Below are 15,795 nucleotides of genomic sequence, written 5' to 3'. Positions count from 1 at the left end.
TGCGCGCTCGTCGCACGACCGGGCCGGAGGAGATGACGATGCCGCTGAAGGGATCCCGAACCGAAGCTCATCTGAAGGAAGCGTTCGCCAGCGAGGCGCAGGCGAACAGGCGTTACCTGTATTTCGCTGCCAAGGCCGACATCGAGGGTCAGAGCGATGTGGCCGCAGTTTTTCGCTCCACCGCGGAAGGCGAAACCGGGCATGCGCATGGCCACCTCGAATACCTCGAACACTGCGGTGATCCGGTGAGCGGTCTGCCGATCGGCAGCACGCGTGACAACCTGAAAGCATCGATCGCCAGCGAAACGCACGAGTACAGCGATATGTATCCGGCCATGGCGCGCACCGCGCGGGAGGAGGGGTTCGACGAGGTGGCGGACTGGTTCGAAACGTTGGCCAAGGCAGAACGCTCGCACGCCAACCGGTTCAAGCGCGCGCTGGATGAGTTGCTGGATTGAGGGCGCAGGTGGTGCCGGCAATGCTGCGCGACAGTCTGCTCAGCCTTGAGCAGTACGCGCGTGAGAGGCCGGCTTTCCGCAGTCGGGTGATCGCGCACAAGAAGGCGCGCACGGTGACGCTTGGTGAGCATGTCGTGCTGCAGTTCGAGGATGCGCTGACCGTGCGTTACCAGATACAGGAAATGCTCCGTATCGAGCGCATCTTCGAAGAGGAAGGCATTCATGCGGAGATCGCGGCCTATGCGCCGCTGGTGCCGGACGGCAGCAACCTGAAAGCCAGCATGCTCATCGGTTACGATGATGCGCTGCAGCGCCGGCAGTGGCTGGCCAGGCTGGTCGGTATCGAGCATGCGGTCTGGCTGCAGGTGGATGGCCATGCGCCGGTGCACGCGATTGCCGACGAAGATCTTCCGCGCAGCGACGCGGACAGGACTTCAGCGGTACATTTCCTGAGATTCGAACTGACGGATGAAATGAGAAGGGCGCTCGCAGCGGGCGTGGCACTGTCGGCAGGGGTGGATCACGCGCACTATCAGGCGCGATCCGGCGCTCTGCCGCAGGAAGTCCATGCCGCGCTGTGCGCCGACCTGCTTCCTGTATGAAAAAGCATTTCCACTCCCTGCGGCCCATGGCCGCCCTGCTGCTGGCACTGTCGGCTGGCGTCGCATCTGCCCAGATTACCAACTGGCAGAGCCCCGAGCCCTTCCGGGGCGAGGAAAAGGATCCGTCCAAGGTGAAGGAGGACGATTACGTCATTCCTCCGATGCCGTCACGGCCTGACTGGCGCGAGTACTACCTCAATGCGCAGACCCGCAACCGCTACTACATCGCGCGTGAGCAGCTGAACGTGGGTACTGACGGCGCTGTGCGGTTCATTTCGCGGGTTGTGTCGCCCAGCGGCACCGAGAACATTTCGGTCGAGGGCATACGGTGCGGCACCGGAGAGCGCCGGCTCTACGCGACTCTGCAAAGGAATGGCGAGTGGAGCGAAACCCGCGGCAGCCGCTGGTTGCCGATAGGGGGAGGCAACCGCCTCAATTCCTACGTGTTCATGCTGTACTCGGACTACCTGTGTTCGGCCGGCGTCGCGATGGAGTCGCGACGCATCCTGGAAGTGCTGGCAGACAGCTTCAATGCCCGCACCGGCACACCGATCACCGGCTATCGATAAGTCACCGTTTTCCGGATCATCGCCATGCTTGACCGTCTGATCACCGAATTCGACCGCGCCCTGCGTACGCTGGCCGCACCGGCGCGTACCACGCGGCCGCTGCCGGGCGCCGAACTGCCCGAAGCCGAGCTCGACGAGGCGCAGCGCCGCCAGGTCGGCGCCCTGATGCGGGTCAATCACGTCGGCGAAATCTGCGCCCAGGCGCTGTATCAGGGGCAGGCGCTGACCTGCCGCGATCCGTCAGCCCGCGATGCGCTGCGCCACGCGGCGGTCGAAGAGACCGAGCACCTCAACTGGACGGCGTCGCGCATGTCCGAGCTGGGCAGCCGTCCCAGCCTGCTCAATCCGCTCTGGTATGGCGGTGCGCTGGCGATCGGCGTGACCGCCGGAATCGTGGGGGACAGGTGGAATCTGGGTTTCCTGGTGGAATCTGGGTCGGCGGAAACCGAAAAGCAGGTTGAGGCCCATTTGCAGAGCCATCTCGACCGGCTGCCGCCTGCCGACCAGAAGTCCTGGCGCATCCTCGAACAGATGCGACAGGACGAACGCGAACACGCGCATACCGCCGAGCGGCTGGGAGCAGCCGAACTGCCTGCCCCGGTGCGTCTCGCGATGCGTGCCGCTTCGCGTGTGATGACCGGCGTGGCCTACTACATCTGAAAACCACAGCGGCGCCCATTAGGGCGCCGGCCGTGCCGTTCAGGCTGCCGTGTCCACGATTTCCCACGTGTGTTCGATGGTGGCGGTCTTGCCCAGCATGATGGAGGCGGAGCAATACTTCTCGGCCGACAGATGTATCGCTCGCTCTACCGCTTCAGGCTTCAGACCGCGGCCGCTCACCTTGAAGTGAAAGGTGATGCGGGTGAATACCTTGGGATCTTCGCTGGCGCGTTCGGCCTTGATCGACGCTTCGCAGCCCTCGATCTGCTGGCGACCCTTTTTCAGGATGAGCACCACGTCAAAGGCGGTGCAGCCGCCGGTTCCGGCGAGCAGCAGTTCCATCGGACGGGGCGCCAGATTGCGACCACCGGCCTCCGGAGCGCCATCCATATTGATCACGTGCCCCGAGCCGGTTTCGGCCAGGAAGCTCATGTTGTCGACCCACTTGACCACGCATTCCATTGCAACACCCTCATTTGGTGAGCCGCGATTGTAATCGTGCTCAGTGCGATGTCGGGCGCAGCCCGTGTGTTGCGTTGCCGCAGCAAATGCCAGGTTCTGTCAGGGTTGTCTGCGTGTGAACGTTTGTACATCAACAGCTTGCGCAAGAGTGTCTCTTATATACACATGATTTGAAAGGATATTGACAGCCTGAGGGGCGGGCGAGACGGATCGGAAATGCGCGCTGTTTTTCTTGTGCGATGCAAAAAAATCTTGATTTCGGTCAGGTGCTCGGCAATAATCGAATCAAGTTTTCGCGGGTTGCGCCTCAAGCGGGGCCCGCCGCAGGTGTCTCCTCCACCCTCCTCCTTTGGTGTGGATTCAGCGCGACTCCCAGGAGTCGCGCTTTTTTTGTTGTCTTCCAGGGATTGACACGCTCAATATCGCGAGTTACATTCGCGGGCTTTTGGGCGATCTCGCCCAGAATCACAGGACGTTCGAGATGAAAACCTTTTCAGCCAAGCCGCATGAAGTCGTGCGCGACTGGTACGTTGTCGATGCCTCTGACAAGGTACTCGGGCGCCTCGCCAGCGAGATCGCACGCCGTCTGCGCGGCAAGCACAAGCCCGTGTTCACGCCGCACGTGGATACCGGTGACTACATCGTGGTCGTGAACGTGGACAAGCTCCGCGTGACCGGTGACAAGGCGCAAGACAAGAAGTACTACCGTCATTCGGGTTACCCGGGCGGTATCTACGAAACCAATTTCACCAAGCTGCAGCAGCGCTTCCCGGCGCGCGTGCTCGAGAAGGCTGTCAAGGGCATGCTGCCCAAGGGTCCGCTCGGCTACGCGATGATCAAGAAGCTGAAGTGCTACGCCGGCGCCGAGCATCCGCACGCCGCGCAGCAGCCCAAGGCTCTGGACATCTGAGGACGACGGTCATGGCATTCAAAGTTGATTATTACTATGGTACCGGCCGTCGCAAGACTGCAGTTGCCCGTGTCTTCCTGCGTCCGGGCAAGGGCGCATTCGTTGTCAACGACAAGCCGGTGGACGAGTTCTTCTCGCGTGAAACCGGCCGCATGGTCGTGCGTCAGCCGCTCGAGCTGACCGAGCATGTGAGCACCTTCGACATCCTGGTGAATGTCACCGGCGGTGGCGAATCGGGTCAGGCCGGCGCGGTCCGCCACGGCATTACCCGCGCGCTGATCGATTACGACGCGAATCTGAAGCCGGCGCTGAGCAAGGCTGGTTTCGTGACCCGCGATGCCCGCGAAGTCGAACGCAAGAAGGTCGGCTTCCACAAGGCGCGTCGTCGCAAGCAGTTCTCGAAGCGCTGATACGCTGCGCCCTGGCGCACAGAAAAGGCCGCCTTTCAGGCGGCCTTTTTCTTTTCTGGCATCATTCCATCTTTTCGCGTCCGGTCAGGGCTGTCCGGCGCGTGTTCCATCGCAGGAGGAATCGAAGTGGGCATCAGGGTGGGCATCGTCGGCGGTACCGGATACACCGGTGTTGAATTGCTGCGCCTGCTGGCGCGTCATCCGGAGGTAGAGCTGGCAGCAATCACTTCTCGTGGTGATGCCGGGCGCCCGGTGTCGGACATGTTCCCCAGCTTGCGCGGCCACGTCGATCTTGCGTTTTCGGACCCGGCACAGGCCGGACTGGAGCAGTGCGATGCGGTGTTCTTTGCCACACCCAACGGCATCGCCATGCAGCAGGTGCCGGCGCTGCTCGACGCAGGGGTGAAGGTGATCGATCTGGCAGCGGACTTCCGCCTGAAGGATGAGGCGTCCTGGGAAAAGTGGTACGGCATGCCGCATGCCTGCCCGGGCGTGCTGAAAACAGCGGTGTATGGTTTGCCGGAAGTGAATCGCGAGCAGGTGAAGTCGGCGCAGTTGGTGGCCAACCCGGGCTGTTACCCCACGGCCGTCCAGCTGGGCTTCATTCCGCTGATTGAAGCGGGCGTGGTAGACCGGGCTTCGTTGATCGCGGATGCCAAGTCCGGCGTGTCGGGTGCCGGCCGCAAGGCCGAGGTCCACACGCTGTTCGCCGAGGCCGGTGACAATTTCAAGGCCTACGGTGTGCCGGGTCATCGCCATCTCCCGGAGATTCGGCAGGGGCTGGCCGCAGTTGCCGGGGAAGAGGTCGGTCTGACTTTCGTGCCTCATCTGACGCCGCTCATCCGCGGCATCCACGCGACGCTATACGCCCGCCTCACCAAGGATTGCGATCTGCAGGCACTGTTCGAAAACCGTTATCGCGGCGAACGCTTCGTCGATGTGCTGCCGGCTGGCAGCCACCCGGAGACCCGGTCGGTACGGGCGTCCAACAACTGCCGCATCGCGGTGCACCGTCCGCAGGGCGGCGATACGGTGGTGGTGCTGTCGGTCATCGACAATCTGGTGAAGGGTGCGGCCGGTCAGGCGGTGCAGAACATGAACCTGATGTTCGGATTCGCCGAGTCGTGTGGGCTAGAGCTCGTTCCGGTCTTGCCCTGAGGGCGCGCCGCTGGCGCTTTCGTCACGGCATCGCCGCGCGGCGGGTGGCGATCCGCTCGCACGCACCGTGGTGGATGCGGCTGGTCGTCATTGCGCTGCTTTCACTGGTCGTCGTGCTGATCGCGCGCGGTTTCTATGATGCCGGCCGCGGCTGGTCCGGGCTGGATGTCGGGGGCATGCAGAGCGAGGTGGGCGCATTACGCGAAAAGCTGGCAGTGCTCGAAACCGAGCTCACCAGCGCGCGCCAGCAGGCGGATTCGGCTCACAGCACCTTGCAGATCGAGCGCTCGGCGCAGGAGCAGCTCGCGGCACGCATCCGCACGCTGGAGTCTGACAACGCCCGGCTGCGGGAGGACATGTTGATGTACGAAAGTCTGGCCGGCAGCGGTGCCACCGGGCTGGAGCCGGGTTTCCGCATCAACCGCCTCGCGATCGAACCGGATGCGGGTACCGGCGGGCGTTACCGTTACCGCATGCTGGTGGCGCGTGTCGGGGGCAAGGCCGAAGCCGATGTGCGGGGCGTGTATCAGATCGTGGCGTCGATTGACCGCGGCGGGCAGGGTGCTACCATCACGGTCTCGCCGGAAGCGGGGGGCGCAGGCAACCGTTTGACTTTCCGGCACTTTCAGCGCGTAGAGGGCGTTTTCGCGCTGCCTCAGGGCGCCCGGCTGCTTTCGGTCGAGGCGCGCTTCCTGCAGGATGGGCAGATCAGGGCACGGGCAACGGCCTCTCCCTGACTGCCGATAGCGATGGAGCTCACCGATGTTCGGCATGAAACCTGAAAAGCCCAGCAAGCGCATCGACAGCCTGATCGGCGCCGGTACTCGCGTAAACGGAGATATCCATTTCCGTGGCGGTCTGCGCATTGACGGTGAAGTGATCGGCAACGTCCGCGCCGACGACAACGAGCCCAGTACGCTGGTGCTGAGCGAACACGCGCGAATCGAGGGCGCTGTCACGGTCACCCACGCCATGATCAACGGCAGCGTGCAGGGGCCCATCGTGTCGACCGAATTTCTCGAACTGCAGCCGCAGGCACGAATTACCGGCGATGTTGTCTACAACAGACTGGAAGTCCACCTTGGTGCTATCGTCAAGGGACAACTCGAACATCAGGAGGCCGCGCCCCGCGCGGTCGAATTGAAGCTGGCCAGCGCAAGCTGAGGCCGGCACCGCTTTAGACAGGAGTACTGAAATGAATGCAGTGACCGATATGCCGCTCCCGTTCGTCTTCACCGACAGCGCTGCCTCCAAGGTGAAAGAGCTCATCCTCGAAGAGGGCAACCCCGACCTGAAGCTGCGCGTGTTCGTGTCCGGCGGTGGTTGTTCGGGCTTCCAGTACGGCTTCACCTTCGATGAGGTGACCAACGATGACGACACCGCGCTCGAAAAGAACGGCGTGACTCTGCTGATCGATCCGATGAGTTACCAGTACCTGGTCGGTGCGGAGATCGACTACAGCGAAGGTCTGGAAGGGGCCCAGTTCGTGATCAAGAATCCGAACGCGACGTCGACCTGCGGCTGCGGTTCGTCCTTCTCGGTCTGATCGTTCGGCCGTTTCAGGCCGGCCACAGCGTACCGAGTACGCGTAGCCCGCGTGCTCCGGTCACCTCAGGCCGGTTGCCCGGTGTGCCTTTGACGGTGCATCGGGCCAGCCAGGCGAAAGCCAGTGCTTCGACCTGTTCGGGAGGTACGCCTTCTTGCGCGGTGCTTCTGACGGTGCAGCCGGTGCAGGCGGCGATCCGCTGCATGAGGTGACCGTTGTAGGCGCCGCCTCCGCATACCAATACCTCGTCCGCCCGGAAGCCCGCGTCAGTCAGGGCTTGGGCGACTGAGCGCGCGGTCAGCTCCGCAAGGGTCGCCTGAACGTCCTGCTCGACCAGGCGTTCAGGTAAGTGTGCGTAAAGCCAGGGCAGGTTGAACTGCTCCCGTCCGCAGCTCTTCGGCGGCTTCTGGGCAAAGAAGGGGTGGGCGAGCAGGCGTTCGAGCAGCGCGGTGTCCACCTGCCCGCTGGCTGCCCAGCGACCGTCTGCGTCGTAGGCGCGCCCCAGCCGTTCGGTGATCCAGGTGTCCATCAGCGCATTGGCTGGTCCGCAGTCGAATCCCCTTACTGCTTCGTCCGGCGCCAGCAGCGTCAGGTTTGCCATGCCGCCCAGATTCAGGATGGCGCGCCTCTTTCCGTTGCCGAACAGATCGGCATGAAAGGCGGGCACCAGCGGCGCGCCCTGTCCGCCGGCAGCAATGTCGCGGGCGCGGAAATCCGATACCACCCGGATCCCGGTCCGCTCGGCCAGTATGGCCGGTGCGTTCAGCTGCACCGTGTATCCGAGCGCCGGCATGTGCCGTATGGTCTGGCCATGACAGCCGATGGCCGACACGGTGCCATGATCTTTACCTGCGGATGCCAGAAGGGCGAGCGTCAGATCGGCGTACAGGTGTGCCAATTCGATGGCGGCGCGTTGCGAACGGTCGATTTCGTTTTCATCTGGCTGGCACAACGCGAGCAGTGTGTCGTGCAGCGCCGGCGAAAAGCTGCGGTGAGCGTGGCCCAGAACGCGCGGGCGTCCGTCCGGAAAGTCCGCAAGCACGGCGTCCACCCCGTCGAGGCTGGTGCCTGACATCAGTCCCACGAACAGTTCGCTCATGCTCGGGCCGCCCCGGTTCGGTGCTGGCCGTCGCATGCGCTAACATCCTGCGCTTCGTGCGCGGCCGCAGTGAGTGCCGCAGTCATCCGGGATTCAGTCATGAGTGAAGTCGACAAGGCATTGGCACTGATCAAGCGCGGGGTGGAGGAACTGCTCCCCGAGGCGGATCTGATCGAAAAACTGAAGACGGGGCGTCCGCTCCGCATCAAAGCGGGCTTCGATCCTACCGCACCCGACCTGCACCTCGGGCATACGGTGCTGCTGAACAAGCTGAAGCACTTCCAGGACCTGGGGCACGAAATCCTTTTCCTGATCGGCGACTTCACTGGTGCGATCGGTGACCCCTCCGGCAAGAATGTGACCCGTCCGCCACTCTCGCGCGAGCAGGTGCTTGAAAATGCGGAGACTTACCGCGCGCAGGTCAGCAAGATTCTCGACGCCTCGCGTATGCAGGTCGTGTTCAACTCGGCCTGGATGAACGAACTCGGCGCCGACGGCATGATCCGCCTCGCGTCGCGCCATACCGTTGCGCGGATGCTGGAGCGCGACGATTTTGCCAAACGCTTCTCTGGCAACCAGCCGATCGCGATCCACGAATTTCTCTACCCGCTCTGTCAGGGCTACGACTCGGTCGCCTTGAAGGCGGACGTCGAACTGGGTGGCACCGACCAGCGGTTCAACCTGCTGATGGGGCGGGAGCTGCAGAAGCAGTACGGCCAGCCGCAGCAGGTGGTGCTCATGATGCCGCTGCTCGAAGGCCTGGATGGCGTGAACAAGATGTCCAAGTCTCTGGGCAACTATATCGGCGTGTCTGAGCCGGCCAATGAAATCTTCGGCAAGGTCATGTCGGTGTCCGACGAGCTGATGTGGCGCTACTACGACCTGTTGTCCTTCCGCAGTACGGAAGAGATCGCAGCCTTCCGGCAGGACATCGCTGGCGGTCGCAATCCTCGGGATGTGAAGGTGCTGCTGGCGCAGGAGCTGGTCGGGCGCTTCCATGGACAGGCTGCCGCAGAGGCGGCGCTGGCCGACTTCGAATCCCGCTTCCGCCAGGGCGGCATCCCGGACGACCTTGAGGACACCTTGTTGGATACCTCCGGTGCAGGCATTTCGATCGCTCAGGCGCTGAAGGCCGCGGGTCTGACCGCGACCACTTCGGAGGCGCTGCGCATGATCGACCAGGGCGGAGTGCGCCTTGATGGCGACAAGGTTTCGGATCGCGGGCGAGTGCTTGTCGCCGGTTCTTCTGTTGTTGCGCAGGTCGGCAAAAGAAAGTTTGCGCGCCTGATCGTCCGTTGATGGTTCGGATCAGCATTGATCCAAAAGGATTTGTTTGATGCTTTTCGCATCGCCTTTGCCGGCCTGAAAAGAAAACTTCAAAAATCTTTGGCGAAAGTGTTGACCACCTCGAAATTATCCGTAGAATGCGCACCTCTCGTTGCTCAGCAGCGAGCGTTCTTTAACAAACCAAACAGCCGATAGGTGTGGGCACGTTGTGGTTGAGATGGCGAGCAGCTGTCGTTTCCGGGTGACCGGGGTGATGGTTGGTCGCATGACAACTAAATTGAAGTGCTCATACGAATCAAAGGTTTTAAGCGAAAGCTTATACCTGTGAATTCTGACGAGTTTTGGGAATTAAACTGAAGAGTTTGATCCTGGCTCAGATTGAACGCTGGCGGAATGCTTTACACATGCAAGTCGAGCGGCAGCACGGGGGCAACCCTGGTGGCGAGCGGCGAACGGGTGAGTAATACATCGGAACATGCCCAGTCGTGGGGGATAACACTTCGAAAGAAGTGCTAATACCGCATACGTCCTGAGGGAGAAAGCGGGGGATCGCAAGACCTCGCGCGATTGGAGTGGCCGATGTCAGATTAGCTAGTTGGTGGGGTAAAGGCCTACCAAGGCAACGATCTGTAGCTGGTCTGAGAGGATGATCAGCCACACTGGGACTGAGACACGGCCCAGACTCCTACGGGAGGCAGCAGTGGGGAATTTTGGACAATGGGGGCAACCCTGATCCAGCCATTCCGCGTGAGTGAAGAAGGCCTTCGGGTTGTAAAGCTCTTTCGGCAGGAACGAAACGGTGAGCTCTAACATAGCTTGCTAATGACGGTACCTGAAGAAGAAGCACCGGCTAACTACGTGCCAGCAGCCGCGGTAATACGTAGGGTGCGAGCGTTAATCGGAATTACTGGGCGTAAAGCGTGCGCAGGCGGTTGTGTAAGACAGGTGTGAAATCCCCGGGCTTAACCTGGGAACTGCGCTTGTGACTGCACAGCTAGAGTATGGCAGAGGGGGGTGGAATTCCACGTGTAGCAGTGAAATGCGTAGAGATGTGGAGGAACACCGATGGCGAAGGCAGCCCCCTGGGCCAATACTGACGCTCATGCACGAAAGCGTGGGGAGCAAACAGGATTAGATACCCTGGTAGTCCACGCCCTAAACGATGTCGACTAGGTGTTCGGTGAGGAGACTCATTGAGTACCGCAGCTAACGCGTGAAGTCGACCGCCTGGGGAGTACGGTCGCAAGATTAAAACTCAAAGGAATTGACGGGGACCCGCACAAGCGGTGGATGATGTGGATTAATTCGATGCAACGCGAAAAACCTTACCTACCCTTGACATGTACGGAACCCTGCTGAGAGGTGGGGGTGCTCGAAAGAGAGCCGTAACACAGGTGCTGCATGGCTGTCGTCAGCTCGTGTCGTGAGATGTTGGGTTAAGTCCCGCAACGAGCGCAACCCTTGTCATTAGTTGCTACGCAAGAGCACTCTAATGAGACTGCCGGTGACAAACCGGAGGAAGGTGGGGATGACGTCAAGTCCTCATGGCCCTTATGGGTAGGGCTTCACACGTCATACAATGGTCGGTACAGAGGGTTGCCAAGCCGCGAGGTGGAGCCAATCCCAGAAAGCCGATCGTAGTCCGGATCGCAGTCTGCAACTCGACTGCGTGAAGTCGGAATCGCTAGTAATCGCGGATCAGCATGCCGCGGTGAATACGTTCCCGGGTCTTGTACACACCGCCCGTCACACCATGGGAGTGGGTTTCACCAGAAGAGGCTAGCCTAACCGTAAGGGGGGCGGTCGCCACGGTGAGATTCATGACTGGGGTGAAGTCGTAACAAGGTAGCCGTATCGGAAGGTGCGGCTGGATCACCTCCTTTCTAGAGTCACGACTGCGACGTGTCCACAACCTATCGGCTGTTATAGAAGCAACAAGGGCAAGGAGCTCGGGAGAGGCAGAGATGCTGATTCCGCAGTGAGCACCCGACCCTGGAAAGACCGGGTCTGTAGCTCAGCTGGTTAGAGCACCGTCTTGATAAGGCGGGGGTCGTTGGTTCGAACCCAACCAGACCCACCAGATTGCCTGAATGAGGGCATAGGGGGATTAGCTCAGCTGGGAGAGCACCTGCTTTGCAAGCAGGGGGTCGTCGGTTCGATCCCGTCATCCTCCACCACCATCTGGTTCTGGCCGGGATGTCGGCTGTACTTGTTGCCGTAGCTTTGAGTGTGAGGCGTGGGGTGCAGAAATGCTGCCCAGACCTCACCCGCAAGGGTGCGAAGTTTGATCTTTAAAAATTTGGAAGAAGTAAAGGGATGTCAGCGTTTCAACCGCGCTGGCATCTCATGGGTAGTGATTGCATCGTCCCACCACTTTGAACCAGCGGTGGGATAGATAGCGCGAGCGCTTGAGAACTATCCTGTAGTGCGGTGTGAGACGCAAGTCGAGCACAGCGTTATAGGGTCAAGTGAATAAGTGCATGTGGTGGATGCCTTGGCGATCACAGGCGATGAAGGACGTGCAAGCCTGCGAAAAGCTGCGGGGAGCTGGCAATGAAGCTTTGATCCGCAGATGTCCGAATGGGGAAACCCGGCCCGTAAGGGTCATCCCTGGCTGAATACATAGGCCAGAGGAAGCGAACCGAGCGAACTGAAACATCTAAGTAGCTCGAGGAACAGAAATCAACCGAGATTCCCAAAGTAGTGGCGAGCGAACTGGGAGTAGCCTGCACGACTAAACCATTTACTTAGCAAAACGGTCTGGAAAGTCCGACGATACAGGGTGATAGTCCCGTATGCGAAAAGTAGATGGCGGGTCTGAGCGTGCGACAAGTAGGGCGGGACACGTGAAATCCTGTTTGAAGATGGGGGGACCATCCTCCAAGGCTAAATACTCGTGATCGACCGATAGTGAACCAGTACCGTGAGGGAAAGGCGAAAAGAACCCCGGGAGGGGAGTGAAATAGATCCTGAAACCGCATGCATACAAACAGTGGGAGCCTCGAAAGGGGTGACTGCGTACCTTTTGTATAATGGGTCAGCGACTTACGTTCAGTAGCGAGCTTAACCGAATAGGGGAGGCGTAGCGAAAGCGAGTCTGAATAGGGCGATTCAGTTGCTGGGCGTAGACCCGAAACCAAGTGATCTATCCATGGCCAGGATGAAGGTGCCGTAACAGGTACTGGAGGTCCGAACCCACTAATGTTGAAAAATTAGGGGATGAGCTGTGGATAGGGGTGAAAGGCTAAACAAACTTGGAAATAGCTGGTTCTCCCCGAAAACTATTTAGGTAGTGCCTCATGTATCACTCTCGGGGGTAGAGCACTGTAATGGTTGGGGGGGTCATTGCGATCTACCCCGCCATAGCAAACTCCGAATACCGAGAAGTGCGAGCATGGGAGACAGACGGTGGGTGCTAACGTCCATCGTCAAGAGGGAAACAACCCAGACCGCCAGCTAAGGCCCCCAATGCGTGGCTAAGTGGAAAACGAGGTGGGAAGGCATAGACAGCCAGGAGGTTGGCTTAGAAGCAGCCATCCTTTAAAGAAAGCGTAATAGCTCACTGGTCGAGTCGTCCTGCGCGGAAGATGTAACGGGGCTCAAGCCACGAGCCGAAGCTGCGGATATGTCGTAAGACATATGGTAGGGGAGCGTTCTGTAAGTCTGCGAAGGTGTCTGGTAACGGATGCTGGAGATATCAGAAGTGCGAATGCTGACATGAGTAGCGATAAAGCGGGTGAAAGGCCCGCTCGCCGAAAGCCCAAGGTTTCCTACGCAACGTTCATCGGCGTAGGGTGAGTCGGCTCCTAAGGCGAGGCCGAAAGGCGTAGTCGATGGGAAACAGGTCAATATTCCTGTACCAGTCCATGATGCGATGGGGGGACGGAGAAGGTTATAGCAGCCGGGTGTTGGAAGTCCCGGTTTAAGCAGGTAGGCGTGCTGCGTAGGCAAATCCGCGCGGCTTAGCCGAGATGTGATGACGAGGAGCCACGTGCTCTGAAGTGCTAGATACCACGCTTCCAGGAAAAGCCTCTAAGCTTCAGTCATGGATTGACCGTACCGCAAACCGACACAGGTGGGCAGGATGAAAATTCTCAGGCGCTTGAGAGAACCCAGGAGAAGGAACTCGGCAAATTGATACCGTAACTTCGGGAGAAGGTATGCCCCTAGTAGGTAAAATCCCTCGCGGATGGAGCCAAACGGGGTCGCAGAGAATCGGTGGCTGCGACTGTTTAATAAAAACACAGCACTCTGCAAACACGAAAGTGGACGTATAGGGTGTGACGCCTGCCCGGTGCCGGAAGGTTAAGTGATGGGGTGCAAGCTCTTGATCGAAGCCCCGGTAAACGGCGGCCGTAACTATAACGGTCCTAAGGTAGCGAAATTCCTTGTCGGGTAAGTTCCGACCTGCACGAATGGCGTAACGATGGCCACACTGTCTCCTCCTGGGACTCAGCGAAGTTGAAATGTTTGTGAAGATGCAATCTCCCCGCGGCTAGACGGAAAGACCCCATGAACCTTTACTGTAGCTTTGCATTGGACTTTGACGGGACTTGTGTAGGATAGGTGGGAGGCTGTGAGACGTGGTCGCCAGATCACGAGGAGCCATCCTTGAAATACCACCCTGGTGTCGTTGAGGTTCTAACCTAGGCCCGTGAATCCGGGTCGGGGACCGTGCATGGCAGGCAGTTTGACTGGGGCGGTCTCCTCCTAAAAGGTAACGGAGGAGTTCGAAGGTTCGCTTGGTACGGTCGGACATCGTACCTAAAGTGCAATGGCAAAAGCGAGCTTGACTGCGAGACTGACACGTCGAGCAGGTGCGAAAGCAGGACATAGTGATCCGGTGGTTCTGTATGGAAGGGCCATCGCTCAACGGACAAAAGGTACTCTGGGGATAACAGGCTGATTCCGCCCAAGAGTTCACATCGACGGCGGAGTTTGGCACCTCGATGTCGGCTCATCACATCCTGGGGCTGTAGCCGGTCCCAAGGGTATGGCTGTTCGCCATTTAAAGTGGTACGTGAGCTGGGTTTAAAACGTCGTGAGACAGTTTGGTCCCTATCTGCCGTGGGCGCTGGAAGTTTGAGGGGGCCTGCTCCTAGTACGAGAGGACCGGAGTGGACATACCTCTGGTGTACCGGTTGTCACGCCAGTGGCATCGCCGGGTAGCTAAGTATGGAAGAGATAAGCGCTGAAAGCATCTAAGCGCGAAACTCGCCTCAAGATGAGACTTCCCGGGGACTCGATCCCCCTGAAGGGTCGTGGAAGACCACCACGTTGATAGGCTGGGTGTGGAAGTGCAGTAATGCATTAAGCTAACCAGTACTAATTGCCCGTGCGGCTTGACCCTATAACCGTGTGCTCAACAAATCGTTGAAACAGCACCGGTGATCAAAAGTGCCTCGCGCACACAATCACCCCAATCCTTTACTTCTTCCACATGGCGGCCCGATGCACCTCGCGCCTCCATGACAAAGCTTCAGCCTGGTGCCCATAGCGCTGTGGAACCACCCCTTCCCATCCCGAACAGGACCGTGAAACGCAGCCGCGCCAATGATAGTGAGCAATCCGCTCGCGAAAGTAGGTCAGCGCCAGGCTACCCAACAACACAACGCCCGATCACTCATCAGTGATCGGGCGTTCGTGTTTGTACGCCACAAAAGCGGCGCGCGGGGAGGACAATCCCGCACTTTGCGGTGATTCGGCCTTATTGGCCTGATCCTTCGCCTCAGGCCCCTCCAGGCGGTACATTTCGCGAGTGCGGGCAGGTTGCGTCCCGCGCAATCAGGACACGGTCAGCGCTTCATGAACGATATCTCCGACACTTCGAAACCCGCTCCACGTGCGTTTTCCGGGGTCGACCGACTGTACGGCCAGGGCGCGCACGCGCGGCTCGCCGGGGCCTGCGTCATGGTGGTCGGTGTCGGGGGCGTCGGTTCGTGGGCGGTCGAGGCGATTGCACGGCACGGCGTCGGACAGATCATGCTGGTGGATCTCGACAATGTCGCCGAGTCCAATATCAACCGCCAGCTGCAGGCGCTCGAGCCCACCTTGGGCATGGCCAAGGTGGATGCGCTGGGCGAGCGCATCGCACAGATCAATCCACGCTGCCAGATCACGCGCATCGAGGATTTCCTGACACCGGACAATGTTGCGTCCCTGCTGGAGAAGGCACCGGATGCGGTGCTCGACTGCACCGATCAGACCTCCGCCAAGGTTGCGATGGTCGAGCATTGCCACCTGGCGGGCATCGCGCTGTTCATGGCGGGCGCGGCCGGCGGGCGCACCGATCCGACCCGTATCCGCCATGCCGATCTGGGCGCAACCCAGGGTGATGCGCTGCTTGCCCGGGTGCGCAGCCTGCTCCGCAAGAATGGCCGCGTGCGCTGTGAGCGCAAGGAGCATTTCGGCGTACAGGCGGTGTATTCCGCCGAGCCGATGCGCCGTCCGGAAACCGCACGCTGTGACGCCGAGCGCACCGCGCTTCAGGGACTGAACTGCGCCGGCTACGGATCCAGCGTGTGCGTCACCGCCGGTTTCGGCTTTGCGCTGGCTTCCCGCGCGATCGAACATCTGCTCACAAGCGCGCCACGCGGCTGATCGCAGTGCGTGACCGCAAATGCGCTACACTGCG

14 protein-coding genes, 2 tRNA genes and 3 rRNA genes are annotated in these 15,795 nt (G+C 60.2%); 17 read left to right on the top strand and 2 right to left on the bottom strand.

Going from position 1 to position 15,795, the window contains the following annotated elements:
* Window positions 1-38: 38 nt before the first annotated feature.
* Genes METUNV2_RS0117140 through coq7 form a run of 4 tightly spaced genes read left to right on the top strand, consistent with a single transcriptional unit; the run spans window position 39 to window position 2,289 of the window.
* Window positions 39-458 carry a rubrerythrin family protein gene (locus METUNV2_RS0117140; RefSeq protein WP_008062917.1) on the top strand — a complete coding sequence of 140 codons (420 nt, stop codon included), beginning with the start codon at window positions 39-41 and terminating at the stop codon, window positions 456-458.
* A gap of 20 nt (window positions 459-478) precedes the next feature.
* Window positions 479-1,060, top strand: a complete 582-nt coding sequence (locus METUNV2_RS0117135; RefSeq protein WP_018230700.1) for a DUF3501 family protein — start codon at window positions 479-481, stop codon at window positions 1,058-1,060.
* Window positions 1,061-1,086: 26 nt separating this feature from the next.
* Window positions 1,087-1,629 (top strand): CNP1-like family protein, encoded by a 543-nt coding sequence (locus METUNV2_RS0117130; protein ID WP_036271413.1) that lies wholly within the window; start codon window positions 1,087-1,089, stop codon window positions 1,627-1,629.
* 18 nt (window positions 1,630-1,647) lie between these two features.
* A complete protein-coding gene (coq7, locus tag METUNV2_RS0117125) occupies window positions 1,648-2,289 on the top strand; it encodes a 2-polyprenyl-3-methyl-6-methoxy-1,4-benzoquinone monooxygenase (protein ID WP_198288892.1) in 642 nt (213 codons plus the stop codon).
* Between the two features lie 39 nt (window positions 2,290-2,328).
* Here coq7 and METUNV2_RS0117120 read toward each other — a convergent pair whose 3' ends face one another.
* Window positions 2,329-2,751, bottom strand: coding sequence for an OsmC family protein (locus tag METUNV2_RS0117120; RefSeq protein WP_018230697.1), 423 nt, complete (start codon window positions 2,749-2,751; stop codon window positions 2,329-2,331).
* Window positions 2,752-3,232: 481 nt separating this feature from the next.
* Here METUNV2_RS0117120 and rplM point away from each other — a divergent pair, with 481 nt between their 5' ends.
* From rplM to erpA, 6 genes are all read left to right on the top strand, one after another.
* Window positions 3,233-3,661, top strand: coding sequence for a 50S ribosomal protein L13 (gene rplM, locus METUNV2_RS0117115; protein ID WP_008062912.1), 429 nt, complete (start codon window positions 3,233-3,235; stop codon window positions 3,659-3,661).
* An 11-nt stretch (window positions 3,662-3,672) separates the two neighbouring features.
* Window positions 3,673-4,071, top strand: a complete 399-nt coding sequence (gene rpsI, locus METUNV2_RS0117110) for a 30S ribosomal protein S9 (protein WP_008062910.1) — start codon at window positions 3,673-3,675, stop codon at window positions 4,069-4,071.
* A 126-nt stretch (window positions 4,072-4,197) separates the two neighbouring features.
* Window positions 4,198-5,229, top strand: coding sequence for an N-acetyl-gamma-glutamyl-phosphate reductase (gene argC / locus METUNV2_RS0117105; RefSeq protein ID WP_018230696.1), 1,032 nt, complete (start codon window positions 4,198-4,200; stop codon window positions 5,227-5,229).
* A gap of 74 nt (window positions 5,230-5,303) precedes the next feature.
* Window positions 5,304-5,966, top strand: a complete 663-nt coding sequence (locus tag METUNV2_RS0117100; protein WP_018230695.1) for a DUF6776 family protein — start codon at window positions 5,304-5,306, stop codon at window positions 5,964-5,966.
* Window positions 5,967-5,991: 25 nt separating this feature from the next.
* A complete protein-coding gene (locus METUNV2_RS0117095) occupies window positions 5,992-6,393 on the top strand; it encodes a bactofilin family protein (RefSeq protein ID WP_018230694.1) in 402 nt (133 codons plus the stop codon).
* A gap of 31 nt (window positions 6,394-6,424) precedes the next feature.
* On the top strand, window positions 6,425-6,775 hold the full coding sequence (erpA, locus tag METUNV2_RS0117090) for an iron-sulfur cluster insertion protein ErpA (protein WP_018230693.1): 351 nt from the start codon (window positions 6,425-6,427) through the stop codon (window positions 6,773-6,775).
* A gap of 13 nt (window positions 6,776-6,788) precedes the next feature.
* Here erpA and METUNV2_RS0117085 read toward each other — a convergent pair whose 3' ends face one another.
* Entirely contained in the window at window positions 6,789-7,874 is a 1,086-nt protein-coding gene (locus METUNV2_RS0117085; RefSeq protein WP_018230692.1) for an anhydro-N-acetylmuramic acid kinase, read from the bottom strand.
* Between the two features lie 99 nt (window positions 7,875-7,973).
* Between METUNV2_RS0117085 and tyrS the strand changes: the two genes are divergently transcribed.
* From tyrS to METUNV2_RS0117050, 7 genes are all read left to right on the top strand, one after another.
* Complete coding sequence (gene tyrS / locus METUNV2_RS0117080) at window positions 7,974-9,173, top strand: tyrosine--tRNA ligase (protein ID WP_018230691.1); 1,200 nt, start codon at window positions 7,974-7,976, stop codon at window positions 9,171-9,173.
* Between the two features lie 338 nt (window positions 9,174-9,511).
* Window positions 9,512-11,044: ribosomal RNA gene (locus METUNV2_RS0117075) — 16S ribosomal RNA — on the top strand.
* Between the two features lie 120 nt (window positions 11,045-11,164).
* Window positions 11,165-11,241: transfer RNA gene (locus tag METUNV2_RS0117070), tRNA-Ile, on the top strand.
* A gap of 21 nt (window positions 11,242-11,262) precedes the next feature.
* Window positions 11,263-11,338 (top strand) — tRNA-Ala (locus tag METUNV2_RS0117065).
* 285 nt (window positions 11,339-11,623) lie between these two features.
* Window positions 11,624-14,511 (top strand): 23S ribosomal RNA (locus tag METUNV2_RS0117060).
* 133 nt (window positions 14,512-14,644) lie between these two features.
* A 5S ribosomal RNA gene (gene rrf / locus METUNV2_RS0117055) occupies window positions 14,645-14,758 on the top strand.
* The 16S, 23S and 5S rRNA genes sit together here with 2 tRNA genes alongside, the layout of an rRNA operon.
* A 208-nt stretch (window positions 14,759-14,966) precedes the next feature.
* Window positions 14,967-15,761, top strand: a complete 795-nt coding sequence (locus METUNV2_RS0117050; protein WP_018230690.1) for a tRNA threonylcarbamoyladenosine dehydratase — start codon at window positions 14,967-14,969, stop codon at window positions 15,759-15,761.
* Window positions 15,762-15,795 lie beyond the last annotated feature (34 nt).

The organism is Methyloversatilis universalis EHg5, from assembly GCF_000378945.1.
Classification (GTDB): Bacteria; Pseudomonadota; Gammaproteobacteria; order Burkholderiales; family Rhodocyclaceae; genus Methyloversatilis; species Methyloversatilis universalis_A.
Note: the sequence above shows the minus strand (reverse complement) of the source record. Positions and strands in the feature narration are given on the sequence as shown.